This window comes from Spirosoma harenae, from assembly GCF_054776975.1.
On sequence record NZ_BAAHBD010000012.1, the window covers coordinates 76,716 to 96,801 of the forward strand.

A 20,086-nucleotide genomic window follows, 5' to 3' on the forward strand; every position below is an offset into this window, starting at 1 on the left:
ATTAATGAGGAAAGAAAGTAGCCGAACAAACAGATTATAACTGAATTAACTGCTCACTAAGTAGTTGTTTTTTATTTACTTTTACTTACTCCCTATCTCTGTTCAATTCGTTCAATTGTTGGTATGGTTCTGGAAAATCTCCCCACCGAAACGCCACTTGGGCGAGGCATCAAACAGATTGGCATTGGCAAATACGGCAGCAAACCGCTTACGCCAGAATTACTAGCCGAATGCCGGATTGCGTTGACCGATCCAGGAACGCACCCGCTTCAAAAGGGTGCTTTCCTGGGGGCCTTACTGGCAAAAGGACCAACCCCAGAGGAGAAAACACTGGAAGAAGTAATTGGCAAAGGGGCGTTTTCGCATCCTACCTTTTTCATTAATAAAGTCTGCCCCGATTTACCAGGAATTTTACTGCCTATCGCTACTAAATTAGTCCGAGGTGACCATCTTCAGGTGACAGAAGCGGAGCAGTTAGGCCACTATCTCTACGGCGAAGAGCCCTGCGAAACTTTTCGTGGACTTGCCGCTAGCATTATGCGCGTTCGCCATGAAACCAATGATGAGTATCTGGGATTGATGCGTGCTGCCGAACGAACTTTTTCGCCAGGTTTTGGACCAATTAGCTGCGCGGATCGACCGCTAATTCAACTAGCAGAACCATTTGATGGCGTAGAGAATAGCTATCTGATTACGCCTTTACTGGCGCATTTTTTTCAGAAACGTGGCTACGGATCCATATCACTAGTTGGGCGGTCAGGTGGACCAAAATTTACGCTTAATGCGCTTGATCTGTATATGCATCTGGGATGTCAGTTTTTACAGAGCAATCATGAACTCGATACGCCCCTGGACAAATTTGGTTGGGTACTCGATCAGAAAGCGTTGTCACCTTCGCTAAACCGATGGGTAGATCGTCGTCAGATAATTCTTAAACGACCTTTTCTGGCAACTCTTGAAAAAGTCTTAAATCCTTGCCACGCCCGAATTCTGGTAACATCCGTCTTTCATATTACGTATCAGATGAAAATGGCCGAACTAGCTATGATGGCCGGATTTGACGGGGTTATGATACTAAAGCGGGGTCAAGAGGGAAGTTTGGCTCCATCAACCAGCCGCGCATGTGGTGTGTTGTGTGCCGTTAGAACAGCACGCGGTCATTTATTTTACCAGCATTTCGAAGGCGATTCAAATGCTTTTACATCGTTTCGTACACAAACAGAACCGGAATACGATCAGCCACAAGCGCTCGAGAATGCCCGACTCATTCGCCAGTTTATGAAAGAAGGGCTAACGGATAATTCCGATTTTGATAATCGTGTTCGCTTCGCTCACGCACTCTATGGTCGTGGCCTCGACTGGATAGAAGGTCAGTTGCGGTAAGCCGCCGTTTATGTAGTGAAGGCACCTTTCATCCGAATTCGGGCTTAGAAAGCGTATTTCGCCCTCTTTGACTAAAATACAACCAGGGAACTCCCGTTAAAAGCAAGGTACTGGAACGGTAAACAACAGCTAAAGGATAGTGGGCGTAGCGATAATTTCGTTACGCCTATTTTTTTGATTGCGCTGTATCTTTGTACCAATATGACAGACGTAGTAATTATTGGTGGAGGGATTGTCGGACTGGCGACGGCTTTGCAATTGAAACAGCAACGCCCCGAATTAAAGGTCATTCTGCTGGAAAAAGAGTCCTCTGTGGCTCGCCATCAAACCGGCCATAACAGTGGTGTTATCCATTCTGGACTGTATTATAAACCGGGTAGTCTGAAAGCAACCAATTGCATTCAAGGCTATCGGATGCTGATCGATTTCTGTGATAAGGAAGGGATTCCGTATGAACTATGTGGCAAAATAGTTGTCGCGACTAAACAGGAAGAGCTTCCCCAATTGGAAACGCTTTATCTGCGCGGTCAACAAAATGGCTTAGGTGGTTTGAAAAAGCTAACCGTAGCCGAAATGCGGGAGATTGAACCTCATGTAAATGGCGTAGCAGGCATGTTTGTACCGCAAACCGGTATTATTGATTATAAACAGGTTGCCGATAAATACGCTACCAAATTTCAGGAGTTAGGCGGAGAAATTAGATTTAATCAACGCGTTACCCAAGTAACGCCCGGCACAAGTCTAAGTATCGTGGTGACGGATAAGGGCCGTTACGAAACAAAATTGGTCATAAACTGCGCCGGACTATATTCGGATAAAATCGCTCAACTCACTCAGCCCGTCGACGTTCGTATTGTGCCTTTTCGGGGAGAATACTATCAACTTAAAGCTCACAAAGAATATTTAGTTAAAAACCTGATTTATCCTGTCCCGGATCCGAATTTTCCCTTTTTGGGTGTGCATTTTACACGTATGATTCACGGAGGAGTAGAAGCCGGGCCAAACGCCGTTCTGGCGTTTCAGCGCGAAGGTTACAAAAAATCAGACATTGATCTGAAAGAACTCTTTGAAACGCTTTCATGGCCGGGCTTCCAAAAAGTAGCCGCTAAATACTGGGAAACGGGTTTAGGCGAAATGTACCGTTCGTTCTCTAAATCGGCATTTACGAAAGCTCTACAAGCCTTAATTCCCGAAATTCAGGAAGCTGATCTGGAACCGGGCGGAGCGGGCGTTCGCGCCCAAGCCTGCGACCGAACCGGGGGATTATTAGATGATTTTGCTATTCTGGAAACCGACAAAGCGATCAACGTTGTCAATGCCCCATCGCCAGCCGCTACATCGTCACTATCAATTGGGAAAACAGTTTCGGAGAAAGCACTAGCTCGCTTTTAAGTAAGAATTATAAATTACAATGGTTGAATATTCGCTTGAAACCACTCCTGAACAGTTTCAAGCGAATGTTGACCTGATGCTACTTCCAGCGTAAACTGAATTAGTGGCTCATCGTCCATCACCAAATCATAGTTATTCAGCTGTAAAAAAAGTAAGGCTGCTTCTAGACCTGTTCGTTTATTACCATCTTGAAAGATATGATTGCAGATGATATTGTACATATATAGACCCGCTTTCTGATGGATTGTAGGGTATAGTGGCTCACCGAACATTTCAGCCTGCACGGCTTCCAGCAGATAATCTAGGTTTTCTTCATGTAGAAAATTGCTCGGCAGGACAAAATTGCCACCCACATGCTGAATGGTTAAGAAATTGATATGTAAGATGTCTTCTTTCTCCAAATACTCCATTATGCTAGTGCTTTGAAGACATTTTCATAACGTTTAAAATCTCGCTTTACAATAGCATCAATTTTAGCCTTTCGATCGAGCTGAGAGGTCTCGGTGTCTTCTTGAATAATCTCACGTACGATATCTTTGAAGAAATCTTTATTCTCCTGCATCAACTCGCGAACAATACTCTTCACTTCTTCTCGGTCCAGGGCTGTCATAGCAGTTGTATTTTTACAAAGATAGTAACATTGTGGTAGGGCAAGCGGTTCGGTTTATGGCTCGAACAATACGATAGCAATTGATGTTTGTATGGAGCAGTTTTTAGCCTAAAACACAATCACTATGAAAGCTATCAATCAAGTTGACGAGTTGGATACTCCTTCCGATTTAAAGGAGAAAGGTCGGGAAAAAGTCGCTGAATCCTTAAATCGGCTGGTTGCCGATGCCTTTGCGCTTTACATCAAAACCAAAAATTTCCATTGGCACGTATCTGGTCGCCATTTCCGTGATTATCATTTGCTATTAGATGAACAGGCCGATCAAATTTTTGCTACGATTGATCCCTTAGCAGAACGTGTTCGGAAAATTGGCGGGAATACCATACGATCCGTGGCGCATATTGCTCAGTTACAGCGGGTAAAAGATAACGACGAAGATTTCGTAGCGCCAATCGATATGCTCAAAGAGCTGGAAAATGAGAATAGAAAAATGGCAAAAAGTATGCGTGATGCACACCAGATTGCGGATGACGCCGAAGATGTAGCCACAGCCAGTTTGCTTGAGAATTTTATTGACGAAACCGAACGTCGTGTCTGGTTCCTTTTTGAAACCAGCCGAGATTTGAATTAAACCGCTTAGGTCTTAGAGACCTAAACAGTTTTTATGTTAAGCGGTCGTTTTTTCCAGCTATAAGTTGGGAAAGACGACCGCTCTTTTATAAGTTGGCCCTATGAAAGTTCGACCATCCGCACTAATCTGGCGTCAAAATGCCAATCAAATAGAGATATTATTCATGCGTTATTGCTATAGCGGTCAAGACGTGTACGCCTTACCCGGCGGCAATCCTGATCGCAACGAGATTCTTCCTGAAACGATTTTTCGGGAAATTCGAGAAGAACTAGGCGTTTCGGTTGATGTGGGTGAAATGATTCTGGCGGGCGAAATGCTTCTCTCACAACGGAACGATGATGTATTGCATGTTGTCTTCGCTGCCCGAAATTTACAAGGAGAGCCCACCCTGAATCCTGCTGAAACTACGGCGCTGGAGATCGTCTGGAAATCGCTGGACGAATTGCCTAACCTAAATTTATACCCCAATGTCGGTAAAAACATTCAGGACTGGTTTAATAGCGCAATCAATTTAGGGTATATTGGGCGAATCGAGCAGCAATATTTCGGGTAGATACCAAAAACAAATTGTATGCTTATCCAAACCTTGAAAACGCTATTTCAGCGTGACCTTATTAAATTAAGGCAGGAAATAAGTCTGTATAAAGACGAGAAAAAGATCTGGTATATCGAAAAGAATATTGCCAATTCAGCAGGTAATTTATGTCTTCACCTGATCGGAAACTTGAACACTTATATTGGTGCTGAATTCGGTAAAACGGGTTATATCCGCAATCGTGAACTGGAATTTTCGCTAAAAGATATTCCTCGTACTGACCTCATAACGAAAATTGAAGAAACGATGGAAACGGTTGAAAAAGGGTTGTCAAACTTAACCGATACCCAACTTGAAGCCGAATATCCGATGCTGGTTTTCGATAAACCGACATCGACAGCGTATTTTCTAGTTCATTTAATGACCCATCTAACCTATCATCTGGGCCAGATTAATTACCACCGACGGTTGCTTGATGTGTAGTTGCGGTAGAGGAGCTTGCTAAACTACCAGCTACCATTCCAATCGTACTGGTTAGCAATCCCCAGAGCATAGGCGAATGTTCGGTTTCCTGCCACAGGCAAAATAACCAGACAACAAAACCGATACCCATTGAGCAAAGGCAACCCGTCAAATTCGCTCGTTTCCAATAGATTCCGGCAGCTAAAGGAACAAATAACGATACCAAGCTAAAGGCCGACGATTCGCCAACAAGATCGAAAATATTCGTGTTGCGCATGGTACTGATCAGTACGCAAACGACTGTAATAATAACTACAGCCCAACGGATAGTTTTCAATAAATCCTTATCGCTAATATCAGGTCGAAAGAATTTCATAACATTCTCGCCAAAAACTGTAGAAGGTGCCAGAATTGCCCCGCTTGAAACGCTCAAAATGGCAGAGGTAACGGCTCCGAAAAATAGTACCTGTAACGGTAAACTACCATGTCGCATTACCATATTTGGAATAATAAGCTGATTGTCCTTGGGTAAATCAGGGTGCAGGAGCTTTGCACTTAGGGCAATAAATAGCGGGAGCATGGCTATCGTCAGATACATACCTGAAGCTAAATAAGAGGCCCGGACGGAAATCGTTTCAGTCTTGGCTGACATTACCCGCTGAAAAACATCCTGTTGAGGAATTGACCCTAGTCCGATTGTTATCCAGGCGGCAATATAGGCAAGCCAATCTTTACTTGTCGAATCCGGTAGAAAACGGAAAAAGCCGCTTGGTGTGCATTTCTGAATCGTTTCCCAGCCACCTACATCATTCCACAGCAAAACAGCTAATACGGCTAGTGCTAGAATGATAATGAGATTGTGAAAGAAATCGGTTACCGAGATAGACCACATGCCCCCCAGCAGGGTATAAATCATCACGATAGTTGCACTTGCAATAATGCAGTATTCACGGGGTACATCCGTCACGACACTCAACACAATGCCAATGGCTACAAGCTGGGCGGCAATCCAACTAAAATACGAAGGAATCACCATGATTGCGGATAAAAGCTCGGCTGCTCGCCCGTAACGAATTCGGAAGTAATCGCAGAAGGTGGTGATATTAAGTTTGTAAAGAGGGCGAGCGAAAAAAGCCCCCACCAGAAATAAGCATAAAGCCGATCCAAACGGCTCCTCAATGACTGCCAGAAATCCCCCCTCAACAAACATAGCGGGTGCCCCCATAATGGTTTCGGAGCCAAACCAGGTGGCAAAGGTTACAGAAGCTGCCAAGAACAAAGGTAATCCCCGGCCTGCCAGTACAAAATCCTGCGACGAAGTTACTTTTCGGGCGGCCCAGGCACCTACAGCTACATTTGAAAGCAAATAAAGACCGATTAAAAAGAGGAGCATGGTAAGTGGCTAAAAACACTGAGTCCCAAAGTACATAAATATTCTTTATGTACTTTGGGACTCAGTAATTTCTGACCGCAAGTTGATACGTCTAAGGTAATTTCTCGTGCAAGTATGTTAGTACTAATTGCAGCGTCTGCTTAATTGTCCCCACATCCTGCTTTAATTCGACAATATCCTGTTCAACTTTGTCTAGACGATTCTCAACTTTGTCAAAACGGGTATTAATCTGCTTAAAACCTTCAGTTTGATCACGACGGATGGTTCTAACATCAACTGTAAGATCAGCTACAGCGCGTGCTGTGGTTGCATTTTGACGTTCAACTTGCTCAATACGTTCTTCAAGATACATAGGTAGAATTCACTTTCGATGGGTACTAATTATCGAAGCAAGTTTACTTATATACTTTTACAACCGCAACTTCGTTGGCAAATACTTCGCGATCAAATCCTCATAATAAGGCTTCAGTTCGCTAACAACCGGTGGCTTTGGGCTCTTCGAATACAAATCGTATGGATTGAATTTTCGCACCCATTTGAACATCTCATGGTCATGATCGTCCATCAGGTGATTATAAGCCTCTTCGCGGTGTTGCGAATAAAACGAGTGATAGCGCATCATGTATAGAGCTGGCTCAGGCATGTAATCCTTCATGATCTGATACAGGTACTCATCGTGGCCCCACGACATATGTACATTACGAAGTCCGCAATTGGGTTCGTAAACACCATATTTCGTGTTGAAGCGCTCGTCGTAGCTGTCGGGGTTATTTGCGAAATATTCTGGATAAACGATTTTATCTGAATGTGCGCATCCAACTGGGAATGTATCACCGACAACAGCCCATTGTGGCTCGCCGAACAGGCACAATACTTTGCCCATATCGTGCAGGAATCCGGTCAACACGAACCAATCTGGGTGACCATCCGCGCGAATGGATTCAGCAGTTTGGAGAAGGTGTTGAAGCTGGTCGAGATCGGTATCTGGGTCGGAATCATCGACGAGGGTGTTCAGGAACTCCATGGCGCCCCAAACGGGTAATTCCTTTTTATCGAATTTAAGAAACTCACGCTCCTTCTCCCGAACGAAGTCGTACGTCTGGTACGTGTGGTTCAGTCGGTAGAACTCCCGAACTGTATCACGCTCGGGCGTATCGTAGTTTCGGTAGTCTTCCTTCGCTTTATGCTCTGGTTGGGGGTAACGGCTCAGTACGTCATCTTCCCACACATCAAGACTGGCAAGAGGGGCGGTTTCGCTAATCATGGTTAATAAAATTTAGACAACAAATTTCAAAAAATTATTCCTGTAAACCAATATGATAGAGCAAAGGTTAAGCCAGAAGTTACTATTGGGTCAGCTTATCCAATGCGAGTATATCTATCAATTCAGACTGACCACTATCGGCCAGAAGTTTTAATACGGCAGCTGCGTTGGCTTTGTTATCGGCTTTGTTGGAAAAATACGCCATTAAAAACTTTTTATCGGGTATCAGCACTACGAAATTGTTAAAGCCGCAGGTGCTACCTGAATGGAATAAAACGGGATTTGTTGGCTGTCGGAAAAACCAGCCAGCCGTATAATAACTACCTTTCGCTTGCGGAATAGTATGTTCAGTACGAGCCAACGCTGTTTTTAAATCGAGTAGTTGGTTAGTACGCAATGCATCTGCCCACTTCTGATAGTCTTCCAACGATGTATACACTCCTCCATCGCCTTTTGTTGCACTAGTTACGCTCTGGTCCGAAAAAACAAATGCGCTTCCCTTTTTTCGATAGCCCGTTGCTCGATTTGCGATTGGTTTTCCCGCTTCGTAAACCGTTGAATTTACCATCTTCAACGGCTGAAAAATACGCTCCCGAATAAATTCTGCGAACGATTTTCCAGATACACGCTCAATCAATAAGGCTAATAAACAATAGGCAGAATTACTATAACGAAACTGGCTTCCTGGCTCAAAGTAAAGCGAATCATGATCTTTCAGCAGCGTAAGTACGTCAGCGTCCAGCAATTGAATCTTTTGCCTGGGATTCATCACCGATTCATAGTCGAGAATCCCAGACGAATGGGTTAGCAGATTACGGATTTGTACCTTTCTGCCCACCTCGCCGTTAAATTCTGGAAAGTACCGAATAAGAGAATCATCCAACGATAATTTCCCGTCTTTTTCCAACAATAGAATTCCTATCGCTGTAAATTGCTTCGAAACGGAAGCCATTCGGAAATTGGTCGTTGGCGTTATAGGTGTTTTGGTTTCTACGTTCGCCAAACCATACCCGTTACGGTACACGATTTTTCCGTCGATTTCAATCAGCAGTGCTGCACCGGGTTGGTTCGGCTGCGTCATCGCTTTCATCAGCGAGTCGAGCCGTTGGCGGAGTTGCGCTACGGCTACTGTCGACAGCAGAAGAAAACCAGCCATCAGAAATTTTAGCATTAATTTCTACCAGAAAACGGTGTACAATACCGCCAAAATACTGAAAATTCCAACTGAGCCAACCACGAAAGAAGGGGTTACGCGGAAAAGACTTTTATCGACAATAATGTCCTCGTTGGGTGTATGACTCGCCGGATCAGTTAAGGAAACAAGAACCATCAACACGACGTCAATACAGAAAACCCAGGTTGTCCGGTGCAGAAACGGAATAGGATCGGCTTCAACATTGACCATGCTCATCACTTCCGGCCAGAATTTGAGTAGCGTTGAAAGCGGAAGCGTTAGAATAGCTACAGTTAGCGCAGCTCGGTTTGTTGCCCGTTTCCAGAAAAAGCCGAGCAGAAAAATAGCGAAGATGCCTGGTGTAACGAAGTTGGTGTACTCCTGAATGTATTGATACACCTGATCGAGCGACCGGAGCATAGGAGCCAGACCAATCGCAATGGCAAACGATACGATAACGGCCCAGCGTCCAACATTGACCAGCTTCCGATCGGATGCATTTTTATCGACGTATTTCTTGTAAAGATCGAGGGTGAAAATTGTCGAGATCGAATTGCATTTGCTGGCTAACGAAGCGACAATCGCGGCTGTCAACGCGGCAAAGGCTAGCCCTTTCATACCTACAGGCAGTAAATTCATCAATACAGGATAGGCATGATCAGGTTTGACAACGCCTGAAGCGTCGGTCATGGCGTCGCGAAATGTACCTTCCTGATACAAAACGAAAGCGGCAATGCCTGGGATAACGACAATAAGCGGGATCATCAGCTTTAAAAAAGCTGCGAATAAAATGCCGCTCCGGGCCGTTTTGAGGTCCGACCCCAATGCACGCTGAACAATGTATTGGTTGCAACCCCAATAATACAGGTTATTGAGCCACATACCGCCCGTTACCAAGGCCATACCAGGCAATACATCATAATATTGATGACCTTTTGGGAAGAACATGTGAAAGTGATCGCCAGCCTGATTACGAAGTGATAGCAGCCCTGCCCAAACATCAGTTGTAGAGCTACCACTGGCAATTGTTTTCTGAAATACCAACTCTAAGGCTAGATACGTAACAACCAATCCACCCAAAATAAGCACGAGTACCTGAAGCGCATCCGTATAGCCGATCACCTTCATACCGCCAAGGGTAATGAAAATGGCGAAAATAGCCAGCCCAATCGTACAGGCCGTGAAGGAAATGCCAACTAGTGATTCAATGGCAATCGCCCCCAGATACAGGATCGACGTAAGATTGACGAGTACATATACGACCAGCCAGAATATCGCCAAAATTGTACTGACCGTATCGCTATAGCGTTGGGCCAGAAACTGCGGCATGGTGTAGATATGATTTCGAAGATAGATCGGGATGAAAAATACGGCTACGATGATTAAAACAGCGGCTGCAAACCATTCATAGGAGGAAATGGCCAAGCCCATCGCAAATCCCGAACCAGCCATGCCGATGAAATGCTCGGCTGAAATATTCGATGCAATCAACGATGCACCAATAGCCCACCAGGTTAACGAACCTTCAGCCAGAAAGAAGTCGGTCGTGCTCATTTGCGCCGAACGTCTTCGTTGGTAAATCCAATATCCGTACCCTACAACGATGATGAAATAAGTGAAGAAAACAATGTAATCGGCTGTCGCGAGATGATTCATGAAGGCGGGTAAAACGAAAAAAACGAGGTGTCTTACGCTCTAAAGCAAGACACCTCGTTTTTTCTAACCTATTCGCGACTTTATCGTCGAGTGACTTCCCGTGTCTGTGTCCTTACAGACATGTTTCCAGCTGGTAACTGCTGCTGGCGCACAGGTATCCGTGAGGACACAGATACGAGGATTTTTACAGTTTACTAAAATCAAACGTTTCCAAAAACGCCGTTGTGAACTGACCAGATTGGAACTTCGGATCGTCCATTAATCGAATATGGAATGGAATCGTCGTTTTAATTCCTTCAATTACAAATTCCTGAAGCGCACGTTTCATACGAGTAATAACTTCCTCCCGAGATTGGCCCGATACAATCAATTTCGCAATCATGGAGTCGTAATTCGGCGGAATGGTATATCCCGTGTATACATGGCTGTCGATCCGAACGCCGTGTCCGCCGGGGAAGTGCAGATTGGTGATTTTACCGGGTGATGGGCGGAATCCATTGGCGGGATCTTCGGCATTGATCCGGCACTCCATCGCGTACAGTTTTGGGGTGTAGTTACGTCCCGAAATCTCGGTTCCGGCAGCTACTTTGATCTGCTCTTTAATCAGATCGAAATCCGTTACTTCTTCCGTAATTGGGTGCTCGACCTGAATCCGGGTGTTCATTTCCATGAAATAGAACTCCCCATGCTTGTCGACCAGAAACTCAATCGTACCAGCACCTTCATAGCCAATGGCTTGCGCGCCTTTAATAGCCGCTTCACCCATTCTCTGACGAAGTTCATCGGAAACAATCGGCGAGGGAGTTTCTTCAACTAGCTTTTGGTGCCGGCGCTGAATCGAACAATCACGCTCCGATAAGTGGCAAACTTTACCGTATTGATCACCAACAATCTGGATTTCAATATGGCGAGGCTCCTCTACGTATTTTTCCAGATACAACCCGTCATTCCCAAAAGCTGCACCGGCTTCCGTACGAGCATCGTTCCACGCTTTTTCGAATTCGCCTTCTGACCGGACAATCCGCATACCGCGACCACCACCACCGGCGGTAGCTTTCACAATGACCGGATAGCCCATTTCAGCCGACAATTTCTTGCCCTGCTCAACGGATTCAAGCAATCCATCTGATCCAGGAATAACTGGAACGCCAGCCATTTTCATGGTCGCTTTAGCGGTCGCTTTGTCGCCCATGCCGTTGATTTGTTCGGCAGTAGCCCCAATGAATTTGATGCCGTAATCGGCGCAGATTTGGGAGAATTCAGCGTTTTCGGATAAAAAACCGTAGCCAGGGTGAATTGCATCGGCACCAGTGACTTCGGCCGCCGAAATAATATTAGGAATGCTTAAATAAGATTGCTTGCTGATAGGCGGGCCAATGCAAACGGCTTCATCCGCAAAGCGTACATGTAAACTATCTCGGTCGGCAGTTGAAAAAACGGCCACCGTTTTAATGCCCATTTCACGGCAGGTACGGATAATTCGCAACGCGATTTCTCCGCGGTTGGCAATGAGAATTTTCTTGAACATAAAAACTGAATGATTGAATGATTGAATGGTTGAATGATTGAATAAATAAACTGCATCAGCCATTCAATCACTCAATCACTCAATCATTCAATCATTAATTAGATGGGTTCTACCAAAAACAGCGGTTGGTCGTATTCGACGGGGGTTGCATTTTCAACCAGGATCTTCACGATACGGCCAGATACTTCTGACTCGATTTCATTGAAGAGTTTCATGGCTTCGATAATACATACCACTTTTCCTTCCGAGATGCTATCGCCGACTTCAACGAACATTGGTGATTCCGGATTCGCTGACCGATAGAAGGTACCGATCATCGGCGATTTGATGGTAATGTAGTTTGACGTATCTGCTTTGGGCGCAACCGCTGGCGTAGATACAGCTGGGGCTACAGCTTGCTGCTGAACAGCAGGTGCTTGAGCGACGGGAGCCGAAATAGCTGGCGCAACAGGTGCAGGAGCAGCCACAGGAGCACTTCCACCAAACCGTTTAACGCTGATTTTCAGGTCGTTTGTTTCAATGTTAACTTCGTCTAGTCCTGATTGTGAGATGAAGTCAATAAGTTGCTGTATGTCTTGTGTTGTCATAGTTGGGCAGTCACACAGTTTGAGTGATAGGTAGGTTAGGAAAACGTGGTTTTATTCTCTAACTGTCTTGTGAACGAACTGTTTAATGATCTTTATTTCACTCGTTCAACGTATTCGCGGGTACGTGTGTCAACCCGAATTTTTTCACCAGAATCGATGAAAAGCGGTACCATAATTTTAGCGCCCGACTCCACTTCAACGCGTTTTTTAGGACTGTTGGCCGTATCACCTTTAATTCCGGGCTCTGCATAAGTTACTTCTAGTTCAACAAAAGGAGGAAGCTCACACGATAACGGCGTTTCATTCTCCGCGTTGATCAGCATTTCAACTTCTTGACCTTCTTTCATTAAATCAGCGCCTTCAACGATTTTTTCGTCGAGGTTAATCTGATCGAACGACTCCTGATCCATGAAATTATAGCCAGCTTCGTCCTTGTAAAGAAATTGGAATTTCCGACGCTCAACACGAACTGGATAAATCGTTACCCCAGCATTGAACGTATTATCGATAACACGTCCGGTTGTCAGACTTTTTAGTTTCGTTCGAACGAATGCCGCGCCTTTTCCAGGCTTTACGTGTTGAAATTCAGTAATTTGAAAAAGGTCGTTGTTGTAGTTTAAGACCAGTCCGTTGCGGATGTCTGCGGTCGTTGCCATGTTTGAAATGTATGATATAAGATGTATGATGTATGAAGTAGGAGAAATTAACTTTCTATATATCCTATATTCTACATCATATATAAAATTAATACGCCCACTTCACGTAAGCGGCTCCCCAGGTAAAGCCACCACCAAAAGCAGCAAGTACCAGATTATCTCCTTTTTTTAATTGCGATTCGTAATCGAATAAGCAGAGTGGAATCGTTGCTGCGGTGGTATTTCCATATCGTTGGATATTCACCATCACTTTATCCGATTCAATACCCATTCGATGAGCCGTTGCGTCAATGATGCGTTTATTAGCCTGGTGGGGGACCAACCAGGCCACATCAGGACCAGTCAGGTGATTCCGTTCCATGATTTCGGCCGATACGTCGGCCATGTTTTTCACGGCGAATTTAAACACAGAAGGCCCGTCCTGATAAACGTAATGCCAGTGTTTCTCAACGGTTTCGTGCGTGGGTGGATATCGACTGCCGCCCGCTTTCTGAAACAGATGATTCTGTCCGATACCATCCGATTTAATAATCGAGTCCAGAATCCCGAAACCTTCATCATTTGGCTCAAGCAGCACGGCACCAGCGCCATCGCCAAATAGAACGCAGGTAGTACGATCCGTATAATCGATGATCGAAGACATCTTATCGGCACCAACAATGATGATTTTCTTGTATTTGCCGGTTTCGATAAACTGCGAACCAATCGTTACTGCGTAGAGAAAACCGGAACAAGCCGCCTGAATATCGAAACTGCCAATATTTCGAATACCAACCATATCGCAGATCAGATTGGCCGTACCCGGAAACACATAATCAGGCGTAGTGGTGGCACAGATGAGCAGGTCGATTTCTTCAGGTTTCGTCTGGGTTTTGTCCAGCAATCCTTGAACTGCCTTCGCCCCCATATGAGACGTGCCCATGCCTTCGCCTTTGAGAATGTGCCGTTCCTTGATGCCCGTACGGCTTGTAATCCATTCATCATTTGTATCCACCATGCGCTCCAATTCAGCATTGGTCAGCACATAGTCGGGAACGTAGCCGTGGATTCCTGTTATGGCAGCTTTACTCATAAGTGGTTTTGCATAGTTTTCTGTTTACGATTTACGGTGAACAGAAAACTAACTCAGTGCTTGCGCAATTTTAGTATAGGCGCCGGACTCAACCTGTCGGATGGCCAGACCAATCATATTTTTTATCGCTAATGGCGAGGAAATTCCGTGGGCAATGATCACGTTTCCATTCACACCCAAAATCGGGCTACCGCCTACTGATTCGTAGTTGGTTTTGTCTAAAAACTCATCACTAATGCCCCGTTCCTTGGCCATCACATAGAATGATTCTCCCAACTTGAACATCGTATTGCCTGTAAAACCATCTGTGACAATCACATCTGCTTTTCCGGCAAAAAAATCACCCCCTTCCATGTTGCCCACAAAGTTTATTCTGCGATTTTCTTTCAGGAGTTGATAGGCAGCCTGAGCAACTAATGAACCTTTTTGCTCCTCAGAACCAATATTCATGAGAGCCACGCGAGGTTGGTTAATCCCGAATGTGTATTGCGCGTAAATCGAGCCGATCTGACCGAATTGGGCTAACATTTCAGGTTTACAGTCAGCGTTGGCACCAATGTCGAGCATGACCGCGTGTCCGCCAGTAATTTGCGGAACAAATCCGGCGATACTAGGACGGAGAATGCCTTCAATCGATTTGATACTGAACAGGGCTCCTACGTGCATGGCACCTGTATTGCCAGCACTACAAAACGCATCGACCAATTTATCTTTCAAAAGCTTAAACCCAATTCCGATACTGGAATTGGGTTTCTGGGAGAGCGCCTTGGTTGGGTGCTCACTCATGTCAATAACATCGTCGGCATTAACCAATTCAACATTGGTCAACGCAGTGCTGTTGTGCTTTTCCAATAACTCCTGAATAACTGCCAGCTTACCGATCAATACAATCGTCACATGTTCCGGCAATTCCGCAGCAGCCAGTATAACCCCTTCTACAATTGCTTCGGGAGCAAAATCGCCACCCATTGCGTCCACTGCAATTTTCATTGACTCGGTTTTTGAATACTTTCCAGCAATCTGGATTGTAAATTAAGTACCTACCAGAAGGTCATTGTTTCCTGTAAAGGACTGATAATAAGTCAATGACTAATTCGGGCTGTACTGAACACGGGTCGACTGCCCGTTAAAACACCCGTAAAAATAGGCAGGTGACGGGCAATAAAAAAGTATTTCGCGTTCATCTTCGGAAAGACGTCGGCGAAATACTCTTTAAAAAACACGACGATTTAGGCCGTTTTGGCGTAATTCTCGATGATCATTTGTCCTTTGTAGAACAAATTGCCTTCAAAAACGTGAGCGTGATGGCGCTGATGCACTTCGCCAGTCTGAGCGTCGGTCGAGAGCGCTACTGGAGTGGCCTTATAGTGAGTTCTGCGCTTATCGCGCCGGGTGCTTGAGTGGCGTCGTTTGGGGTGTGCCATTGTCGTAAGTTATACAGTTGTATGGTTATACCGTTGTCGAGTTAACTGCCGTAGTGGCTATAAAACTTTATAACCCTACAACTCTATCACTCTACAACTTCATTTAATTATCATTCAATTTTCGCAGAGCGGCCCAGCGGGGGTCAATGTCCGACTGTTGATCTGCATTATCGTTCGTTTCTGCATCAGATCGGTAAATTAGCTTCCCGTTCTGATCAGTATCGTCTGCATCCTCTTCGTCCCGGAAACGCGGGTGAAGGCGTTTCATGGGGAGCGATAAGCTGATAAACTCAAAAATGTAGCGGGCTACATTGATGGTTGCCGTATTTCGTTCGATGAGTTCGATCTCATCAGTCAATTCCTCGTTGTGATCGCCAAACTTGAGCAACATCGTCTGTCGCGTGTCGACTGGCTCATCGTATTCATCAAGGCTACGATCACAAGTTTGCTCAACAGTACCGGTAATCTGAAAATCCAGCCGAATCATGGTTTCAGATTTATCGAGCAACAAATGCGTATGCACCGTTCCTTTGCTAATCAAATCCTGATCCAGCGCGGCAAAAAACGCATCGTCCGACGTAAAGTCGTACTCATATCGTTTATTTTCCAGCCCGACAATGTGAATGTCGTATGCGCGTAGTATGTTCACTGCTTTACCCTCCTCCCAAAAAATAGGAGCGCAAAGGTACGAAATGTTTGTGAATCAGGAAAGTGAAAGCTAAAAAAAGGTTTGCCGAATTGAGTATATCAGGCAAATTGTCCAAATTTCTTACCGTTCTAGGCGAGGTTATTTATGTTATTAACCATGATTTCTCTGACTGCCGTTGCGGTTTGTATTCGGATTGTTGCCAACCCGCTCGCCAACGTATTTCAGAAACAGCTTACACAACAAGCTGCCGACCCATTATTTGTTACGTCGGCTACTTATGGTTTTCTGGCAGTAGCTTGTCTGGGTTTCTGGCCGAAACTTACATTTTTCGGTTTGTCGGATGAGTTTTGGTATTATATGATGGTTACCAGTGTGCTGGCGATGTTTGGAAATGTGTTTCTGGTGAAAGCACTACATCTTGGTGACCTGTCGGTTTTAGGACCGATCAATGCGTATAAATCGGTAGTTGGGCTGATTGTCAGTGTATTTTTGCTGAATGAAATTCCGGGTTGGTGGGGCTTAGCTGGGGTTTTACTGATTATTGTAGGCAGCTATGTCGTTCTTGGAAATGGAGACTCGCAGAAGGGGTTGTCTTTGCATGTATTTCAGCGACCGGCAGTAAAGCTCCGGCTGGCCGCGTTGGTTTTCTCGGCGATTGACGGCGCATTTCTGAAAAAAGCCATTTTGGTTTCCACGCCAATCACGGCATTTTTCTATTGGTGTCTATTAGGTTTCGTCTGTACACTACTCTGGATTTTATTGAGTGTGCGAAAAAAATGGCGCCCACAGTTGGCATTGCTGGCATCTCAAAAAACCATTTTTATCGCGCTGTGTGTCGTTGTAGCGCTCACACAACTTGCCAGCAATGTTGCACTGGCAGGAATGCCTGTAGGCTATGCGTTGGCTTTATTCCAGACTTCTGCTTTGCTTAGCGTATTGTTTGGCTATCAATTTTTTCGTGAGCAGCATATTCTCCGAAAATTGATTGGGGCCAGTATTATGGTGACTGGAGCCATATTGATTACCGTTCTTGGTTAAACATCTCTTTCTAAACTGGGTTATCGTACCATATAAATTTTTTATTAATCATGGCCAAATACCAACTCGTCGAAAAACACGCTATCGAACACCACAACGAATATTACGAGGTCCGCGCCACGCAGGATAATGATCAGGCTAAAAGTCTTTTCTTTACCACGAACGAAGAGAACTTAGAGGAGGTCGCTGATGCGATTGCTGCAGAACATATGCCTGGCGTAAAACACTGGACTGTTATACCTCATCGGAAGGATAGTTAAACAAAACCTACTATTTCTCCTGTACATATAGGCTAACACGAAATTTTTAAGAAGTTTTAAACATTCTTCATTGATTCTAGTTGCGCGAAATCGTATCTTCACAAACGAATATTACCAGTTTGTGAAAAATTGGTTTCTACCGTAACGTGTATAGATGAAGATTGGACGAATTCTGCTTTTCGCAGGCTTATTGCTCAACCTGAATTACGTTTTTTCAACTGCTCAGTCGCTCACTCCCGAGCAGACCCGTGCCGATTTAAATTACCTGAAGCGTAAACTCGATTTGCTTCATCCGGGTATGGGTTATTATACGCCCGAGTCGCGTATGGAGCAACTCTACGATTCGCTGTATAATCGGTTGACGGCCCCCATGAATTATTTGGGATTTTATCATCACGTCAGTCCGTTAGTTTCGGCGATAAAAGATGGGCATACAAATCTGAATCACCGGAAAAATTACATCGGAAAGAATACGCGCTACCTGCCATTTTATATCCGTCTGGTTGATTCCAGCTATTTTATCAGCCACAACGTATCATCTGACACAACCCTTCAGCGTGGTACTGAATTACTGACTATAAACGGTCGTATTATTGCGGATCTGCATCATGAATTAATGAACGCTGATCATTCAGGTTCGGATGGCGATAATCTAACAGGTCGTCGCTATTGGAGCCTGGTGCAGTTTGCCGATTACTATGCCGCCTGGTTTGGCTCGCCCGATTCGGTTCGTATTACGTATAAACTGGCCAATGATACGACTGTTCGCCAAAGCCGAATCGCTTGTTTATCACTGAATGATTTCAGAACAACGATTCAACGGCGCTATGGCGTTGATATTGATCGGCGTCCAAATCTATCTGTGAAAATGGTTGATACACTGACACATACGGCTGTACTAAGGGTATCGACCTTTATGGGTTTCAAGAAGAAAGACCCCTTCCAATGGGTCTTTAATCGACGGTTGAAAAAGGCGTTTAAGGAAATCAAAGACCAGAATGTGCAGAATTTGGTCGTCGATATGCAGGGTAATGGCGGGGGGATTGTGCTTAATTCGGCTCGGCTGTTACGTTATTGGATGCCGAAATCATTCCGAATGATGGAGCAAGAGGAAATGAAAAAGGCAGCCCGCGCCGAACTGATTAACCGTTGGAATCCAATTTCGGCCTTAAATTTCAGCTTGCAATATAAATCAGATCCTATCGGATTTGCCAGCCGATCCTCGCAGCGACGCTATCGTCCGCGTCGGAAAGATTTCTTCGATGGAAATCTGTATTTTCTGGTTAATGGCGCTTCGTTTTCGGCTACGACAACCGTTATGGCGAAAACACTCGATGCCGGTTTAGGTACATTTGTTGGCGAAGCGAGCGGAAGTGCTTATTGGGGTGATTTCGCGGGGCATTTTAAAACGATAACGTTGCCTAACTCAAGATTGCAGGTTCGGATTCCGCTCAAAAAGATGACGCATGCTGTTACGGCCGATCGGGCCAATGGATTCACGATTGAGCCAGATTATACGGTTACGCGTAACCACGACGATCTGATGGGCAACCGCGATTATATGTTAGATTATGCGCTTCGACTCATTCGCCAGGGAGTTGTTGCTCGAAAACAAGGACAGACACAGCCCTTGCAAGTATCTGTCCTTCAGGAATAATCAATTTCGACGCTTGTAACGCGAACTCATTCTTGGCGAATAACTGTTGGCAGTGGTAGTGATAACTGATTTTTTGTGTACTGTATCGTTGACGTTGAAACAACCGGGGGTATAAAAGGCCCAACCCGACTTACTGAAATAGCCATCTTCCGTCACGATGGTCGGCAGATTGTCGACTCGTTTCACTCGCTATTAAATCCTGGTTGTCCAATTCCGCCTTTTATTCAGCATCTGACCGGTATTTCAGAGGAAATGGTTCAGGATGCGCCCACGTTTGCCGATGTGGCCCGTGATGTCTTGTCAATTACGGAAGACGCTATTTTTGTCGCGCATAACGTTAGCTTCGATTTCAACTTCGTCCAGAAAGAATTGAATTGGCTGGGATATGACTTCTACCGACGGACAGTCTGTACGGTTCGGACAAGCCGTAAACTGATTCCGGGCTACCCATCGTATAGTTTAGGTAAGCTTTGTAACTCCTTAGGCATTCCCCTTAATGGACGCCACAGAGCGCAAGGAGATGCGGCTGCAACCGTGCTTCTGTTCGAGATGTTGCTCCGGCATGATTCGCGTGGACTAATTCCCCGGCCCTCTCCGCTGTTTGATTTTCCTCTTTAATAATGAGTGGCGTAGGCAGTTTATTAGACTATTTTTTTGTCATCCTGACCGTAGGGAAGGATCTTATAATTTCTTAGCCTTGAAGTAAGGATACATT

At 45.0% G+C, this 20,086-nt stretch carries 23 protein-coding genes; 9 read left to right on the forward strand and 14 right to left on the reverse strand.

Features of this window, described 5'->3' with window-relative positions; translation table 11 throughout:
• Positions 1-123: 123 nt before the first annotated feature.
• Positions 124-1,383 (forward strand): anthranilate phosphoribosyltransferase, encoded by a 1,260-nt coding sequence (locus ACYVE4_RS18085; RefSeq protein WP_461041598.1) that lies wholly within the window; start codon positions 124-126, stop codon positions 1,381-1,383.
• Between the two features lie 201 nt (positions 1,384-1,584).
• Positions 1,585-2,775, forward strand: coding sequence for an L-2-hydroxyglutarate oxidase (gene lhgO / locus ACYVE4_RS18090; RefSeq protein WP_461041599.1), 1,191 nt, complete (start codon positions 1,585-1,587; stop codon positions 2,773-2,775).
• 14 nt (positions 2,776-2,789) lie between these two features.
• Here lhgO and ACYVE4_RS18095 read toward each other — a convergent pair whose 3' ends face one another.
• Both ACYVE4_RS18095 and ACYVE4_RS18100 read right to left on the reverse strand, forming a co-directional pair.
• Positions 2,790-3,185, reverse strand: coding sequence for a type II toxin-antitoxin system death-on-curing family toxin (locus ACYVE4_RS18095; RefSeq protein ID WP_461041600.1), 396 nt, complete (start codon positions 3,183-3,185; stop codon positions 2,790-2,792).
• Positions 3,185-3,385, reverse strand: a complete 201-nt coding sequence (locus tag ACYVE4_RS18100; protein WP_461041602.1) for a hypothetical protein — start codon at positions 3,383-3,385, stop codon at positions 3,185-3,187. The genes ACYVE4_RS18095 and ACYVE4_RS18100 overlap by 1 nt, the downstream gene beginning before the upstream one ends.
• 124 nt (positions 3,386-3,509) lie before the next feature.
• Between ACYVE4_RS18100 and ACYVE4_RS18105 the strand changes: the two genes are divergently transcribed.
• The 3 genes from ACYVE4_RS18105 to ACYVE4_RS18115 all read left to right on the forward strand — a co-directional run bounded on the left by ACYVE4_RS18105 (position 3,510) and on the right by ACYVE4_RS18115 (position 5,034).
• The gene (locus ACYVE4_RS18105) at positions 3,510-4,016 is read left to right on the forward strand and encodes a Dps family protein (RefSeq protein ID WP_461041603.1); all 507 of its coding nucleotides are present in this window, start codon (positions 3,510-3,512) and stop codon (positions 4,014-4,016) included.
• 100 nt (positions 4,017-4,116) lie between these two features.
• The gene (locus tag ACYVE4_RS18110) at positions 4,117-4,569 is read left to right on the forward strand and encodes an NUDIX domain-containing protein (protein WP_461041604.1); all 453 of its coding nucleotides are present in this window, start codon (positions 4,117-4,119) and stop codon (positions 4,567-4,569) included.
• An 18-nt stretch (positions 4,570-4,587) separates the two neighbouring features.
• Entirely contained in the window at positions 4,588-5,034 is a 447-nt protein-coding gene (locus ACYVE4_RS18115; protein ID WP_461041605.1) for a DinB family protein, read from the forward strand.
• Here the strand turns inward: ACYVE4_RS18115 and ACYVE4_RS18120 are convergent.
• The 12 genes from ACYVE4_RS18120 to ACYVE4_RS18175 form a co-directional block, all read right to left on the reverse strand.
• Positions 5,003-6,406, reverse strand: a complete 1,404-nt coding sequence (locus tag ACYVE4_RS18120) for a high affinity choline transporter 1 (protein ID WP_461041606.1) — start codon at positions 6,404-6,406, stop codon at positions 5,003-5,005. The two genes, ACYVE4_RS18115 and ACYVE4_RS18120, sit on opposite strands and share 32 nt — an antisense overlap.
• A 91-nt stretch (positions 6,407-6,497) precedes the next feature.
• Positions 6,498-6,758 (reverse strand): hypothetical protein, encoded by a 261-nt coding sequence (locus ACYVE4_RS18125; RefSeq protein ID WP_461041607.1) that lies wholly within the window; start codon positions 6,756-6,758, stop codon positions 6,498-6,500.
• Positions 6,759-6,815: 57 nt separating this feature from the next.
• Positions 6,816-7,670: an inositol oxygenase family protein gene (locus tag ACYVE4_RS18130; protein WP_461041608.1), complete on the reverse strand. Its 855-nt coding sequence runs from the start codon at positions 7,668-7,670 to the stop codon at positions 6,816-6,818.
• Positions 7,671-7,752: 82 nt separating this feature from the next.
• Entirely contained in the window at positions 7,753-8,841 is a 1,089-nt protein-coding gene (locus ACYVE4_RS18135; RefSeq protein ID WP_461041609.1) for a serine hydrolase domain-containing protein, read from the reverse strand.
• Between the two features lie 6 nt (positions 8,842-8,847).
• Positions 8,848-10,500 carry a sodium/sugar symporter gene (locus tag ACYVE4_RS18140; protein ID WP_461041610.1) on the reverse strand — a complete coding sequence of 551 codons (1,653 nt, stop codon included), beginning with the start codon at positions 10,498-10,500 and terminating at the stop codon, positions 8,848-8,850.
• A 184-nt stretch (positions 10,501-10,684) separates the two neighbouring features.
• Complete coding sequence (accC, locus tag ACYVE4_RS18145) at positions 10,685-12,028, reverse strand: acetyl-CoA carboxylase biotin carboxylase subunit (protein ID WP_461041611.1); 1,344 nt, start codon at positions 12,026-12,028, stop codon at positions 10,685-10,687.
• A gap of 98 nt (positions 12,029-12,126) precedes the next feature.
• On the reverse strand, positions 12,127-12,615 hold the full coding sequence (gene accB / locus ACYVE4_RS18150; protein WP_461041612.1) for an acetyl-CoA carboxylase biotin carboxyl carrier protein: 489 nt from the start codon (positions 12,613-12,615) through the stop codon (positions 12,127-12,129).
• Positions 12,616-12,707: 92 nt separating this feature from the next.
• Positions 12,708-13,271, reverse strand: a complete 564-nt coding sequence (gene efp, locus ACYVE4_RS18155; protein ID WP_461041613.1) for an elongation factor P — start codon at positions 13,269-13,271, stop codon at positions 12,708-12,710.
• An 88-nt stretch (positions 13,272-13,359) separates the two neighbouring features.
• Positions 13,360-14,343: a beta-ketoacyl-ACP synthase III gene (locus tag ACYVE4_RS18160; protein WP_461041614.1), complete on the reverse strand. Its 984-nt coding sequence runs from the start codon at positions 14,341-14,343 to the stop codon at positions 13,360-13,362.
• 48 nt (positions 14,344-14,391) lie between these two features.
• Positions 14,392-15,333 (reverse strand): phosphate acyltransferase PlsX, encoded by a 942-nt coding sequence (gene plsX, locus ACYVE4_RS18165; protein WP_461041615.1) that lies wholly within the window; start codon positions 15,331-15,333, stop codon positions 14,392-14,394.
• A gap of 239 nt (positions 15,334-15,572) precedes the next feature.
• Positions 15,573-15,767, reverse strand: a complete 195-nt coding sequence (gene rpmF, locus ACYVE4_RS18170) for a 50S ribosomal protein L32 (protein ID WP_157587039.1) — start codon at positions 15,765-15,767, stop codon at positions 15,573-15,575.
• 103 nt (positions 15,768-15,870) lie between these two features.
• Positions 15,871-16,416 (reverse strand): YceD family protein, encoded by a 546-nt coding sequence (locus tag ACYVE4_RS18175; RefSeq protein ID WP_461041616.1) that lies wholly within the window; start codon positions 16,414-16,416, stop codon positions 15,871-15,873.
• A 156-nt stretch (positions 16,417-16,572) separates the two neighbouring features.
• Here ACYVE4_RS18175 and ACYVE4_RS18180 point away from each other — a divergent pair, with 156 nt between their 5' ends.
• The 4 genes from ACYVE4_RS18180 (at position 16,573) to ACYVE4_RS18195 (ending at position 19,989) form a co-directional block, all read left to right on the forward strand.
• Positions 16,573-17,454: an EamA family transporter gene (locus ACYVE4_RS18180; protein ID WP_461041617.1), complete on the forward strand. Its 882-nt coding sequence runs from the start codon at positions 16,573-16,575 to the stop codon at positions 17,452-17,454.
• A 50-nt stretch (positions 17,455-17,504) separates the two neighbouring features.
• On the forward strand, positions 17,505-17,714 hold the full coding sequence (locus ACYVE4_RS18185; protein ID WP_461041619.1) for a hypothetical protein: 210 nt from the start codon (positions 17,505-17,507) through the stop codon (positions 17,712-17,714).
• A gap of 154 nt (positions 17,715-17,868) precedes the next feature.
• Positions 17,869-19,371: a S41 family peptidase gene (locus tag ACYVE4_RS18190; RefSeq protein ID WP_461041620.1), complete on the forward strand. Its 1,503-nt coding sequence runs from the start codon at positions 17,869-17,871 to the stop codon at positions 19,369-19,371.
• A gap of 75 nt (positions 19,372-19,446) precedes the next feature.
• A complete protein-coding gene (locus ACYVE4_RS18195; RefSeq protein ID WP_461041621.1) occupies positions 19,447-19,989 on the forward strand; it encodes a 3'-5' exonuclease in 543 nt (180 codons plus the stop codon).
• Positions 19,990-20,086 lie beyond the last annotated feature (97 nt).

Bases quoted from the DNA above. Each gene is read 5' to 3' on its own strand.
- accB (WP_461041612.1), bottom strand. From the start codon at position 12,615: ATGACAACACAAGACATACAGCAACTTATTGACTTCATCTCACAATCA.
- ACYVE4_RS18140 (WP_461041610.1), bottom strand. From the start codon at position 10,500: ATGAATCATCTCGCGACAGCCGATTACATTGTTTTCTTCACTTATTTC.
- ACYVE4_RS18120 (WP_461041606.1), bottom strand. From the start codon at position 6,406: ATGCTCCTCTTTTTAATCGGTCTTTATTTGCTTTCAAATGTAGCTGTA.
- rpmF (WP_157587039.1), bottom strand. From the start codon at position 15,767: ATGGCACACCCCAAACGACGCCACTCAAGCACCCGGCGCGATAAGCGC.
- ACYVE4_RS18115 (WP_461041605.1), top strand. From the start codon at position 4,588: ATGCTTATCCAAACCTTGAAAACGCTATTTCAGCGTGACCTTATTAAA.
- ACYVE4_RS18180 (WP_461041617.1), top strand. From the start codon at position 16,573: ATGATTTCTCTGACTGCCGTTGCGGTTTGTATTCGGATTGTTGCCAAC.
- ACYVE4_RS18105 (WP_461041603.1), top strand. From the start codon at position 3,510: ATGAAAGCTATCAATCAAGTTGACGAGTTGGATACTCCTTCCGATTTA.
- lhgO (WP_461041599.1), top strand. From the start codon at position 1,585: ATGACAGACGTAGTAATTATTGGTGGAGGGATTGTCGGACTGGCGACG.
- ACYVE4_RS18125 (WP_461041607.1), bottom strand. From the start codon at position 6,758: ATGTATCTTGAAGAACGTATTGAGCAAGTTGAACGTCAAAATGCAACC.
- accC (WP_461041611.1), bottom strand. From the start codon at position 12,028: ATGTTCAAGAAAATTCTCATTGCCAACCGCGGAGAAATCGCGTTGCGA.
- ACYVE4_RS18085 (WP_461041598.1), top strand. From the start codon at position 124: ATGGTTCTGGAAAATCTCCCCACCGAAACGCCACTTGGGCGAGGCATC.
- ACYVE4_RS18135 (WP_461041609.1), bottom strand. From the start codon at position 8,841: ATGCTAAAATTTCTGATGGCTGGTTTTCTTCTGCTGTCGACAGTAGCC.
- ACYVE4_RS18185 (WP_461041619.1), top strand. From the start codon at position 17,505: ATGGCCAAATACCAACTCGTCGAAAAACACGCTATCGAACACCACAAC.
- ACYVE4_RS18095 (WP_461041600.1), bottom strand. From the start codon at position 3,185: ATGGAGTATTTGGAGAAAGAAGACATCTTACATATCAATTTCTTAACC.
- plsX (WP_461041615.1), bottom strand. From the start codon at position 15,333: ATGAAAATTGCAGTGGACGCAATGGGTGGCGATTTTGCTCCCGAAGCA.
- ACYVE4_RS18160 (WP_461041614.1), bottom strand. From the start codon at position 14,343: ATGAGTAAAGCTGCCATAACAGGAATCCACGGCTACGTTCCCGACTAT.
- efp (WP_461041613.1), bottom strand. From the start codon at position 13,271: ATGGCAACGACCGCAGACATCCGCAACGGACTGGTCTTAAACTACAAC.
- ACYVE4_RS18110 (WP_461041604.1), top strand. From the start codon at position 4,117: ATGAAAGTTCGACCATCCGCACTAATCTGGCGTCAAAATGCCAATCAA.
- ACYVE4_RS18100 (WP_461041602.1), bottom strand. From the start codon at position 3,385: ATGACAGCCCTGGACCGAGAAGAAGTGAAGAGTATTGTTCGCGAGTTG.
- ACYVE4_RS18130 (WP_461041608.1), bottom strand. From the start codon at position 7,670: ATGATTAGCGAAACCGCCCCTCTTGCCAGTCTTGATGTGTGGGAAGAT.
- ACYVE4_RS18190 (WP_461041620.1), top strand. From the start codon at position 17,869: ATGAAGATTGGACGAATTCTGCTTTTCGCAGGCTTATTGCTCAACCTG.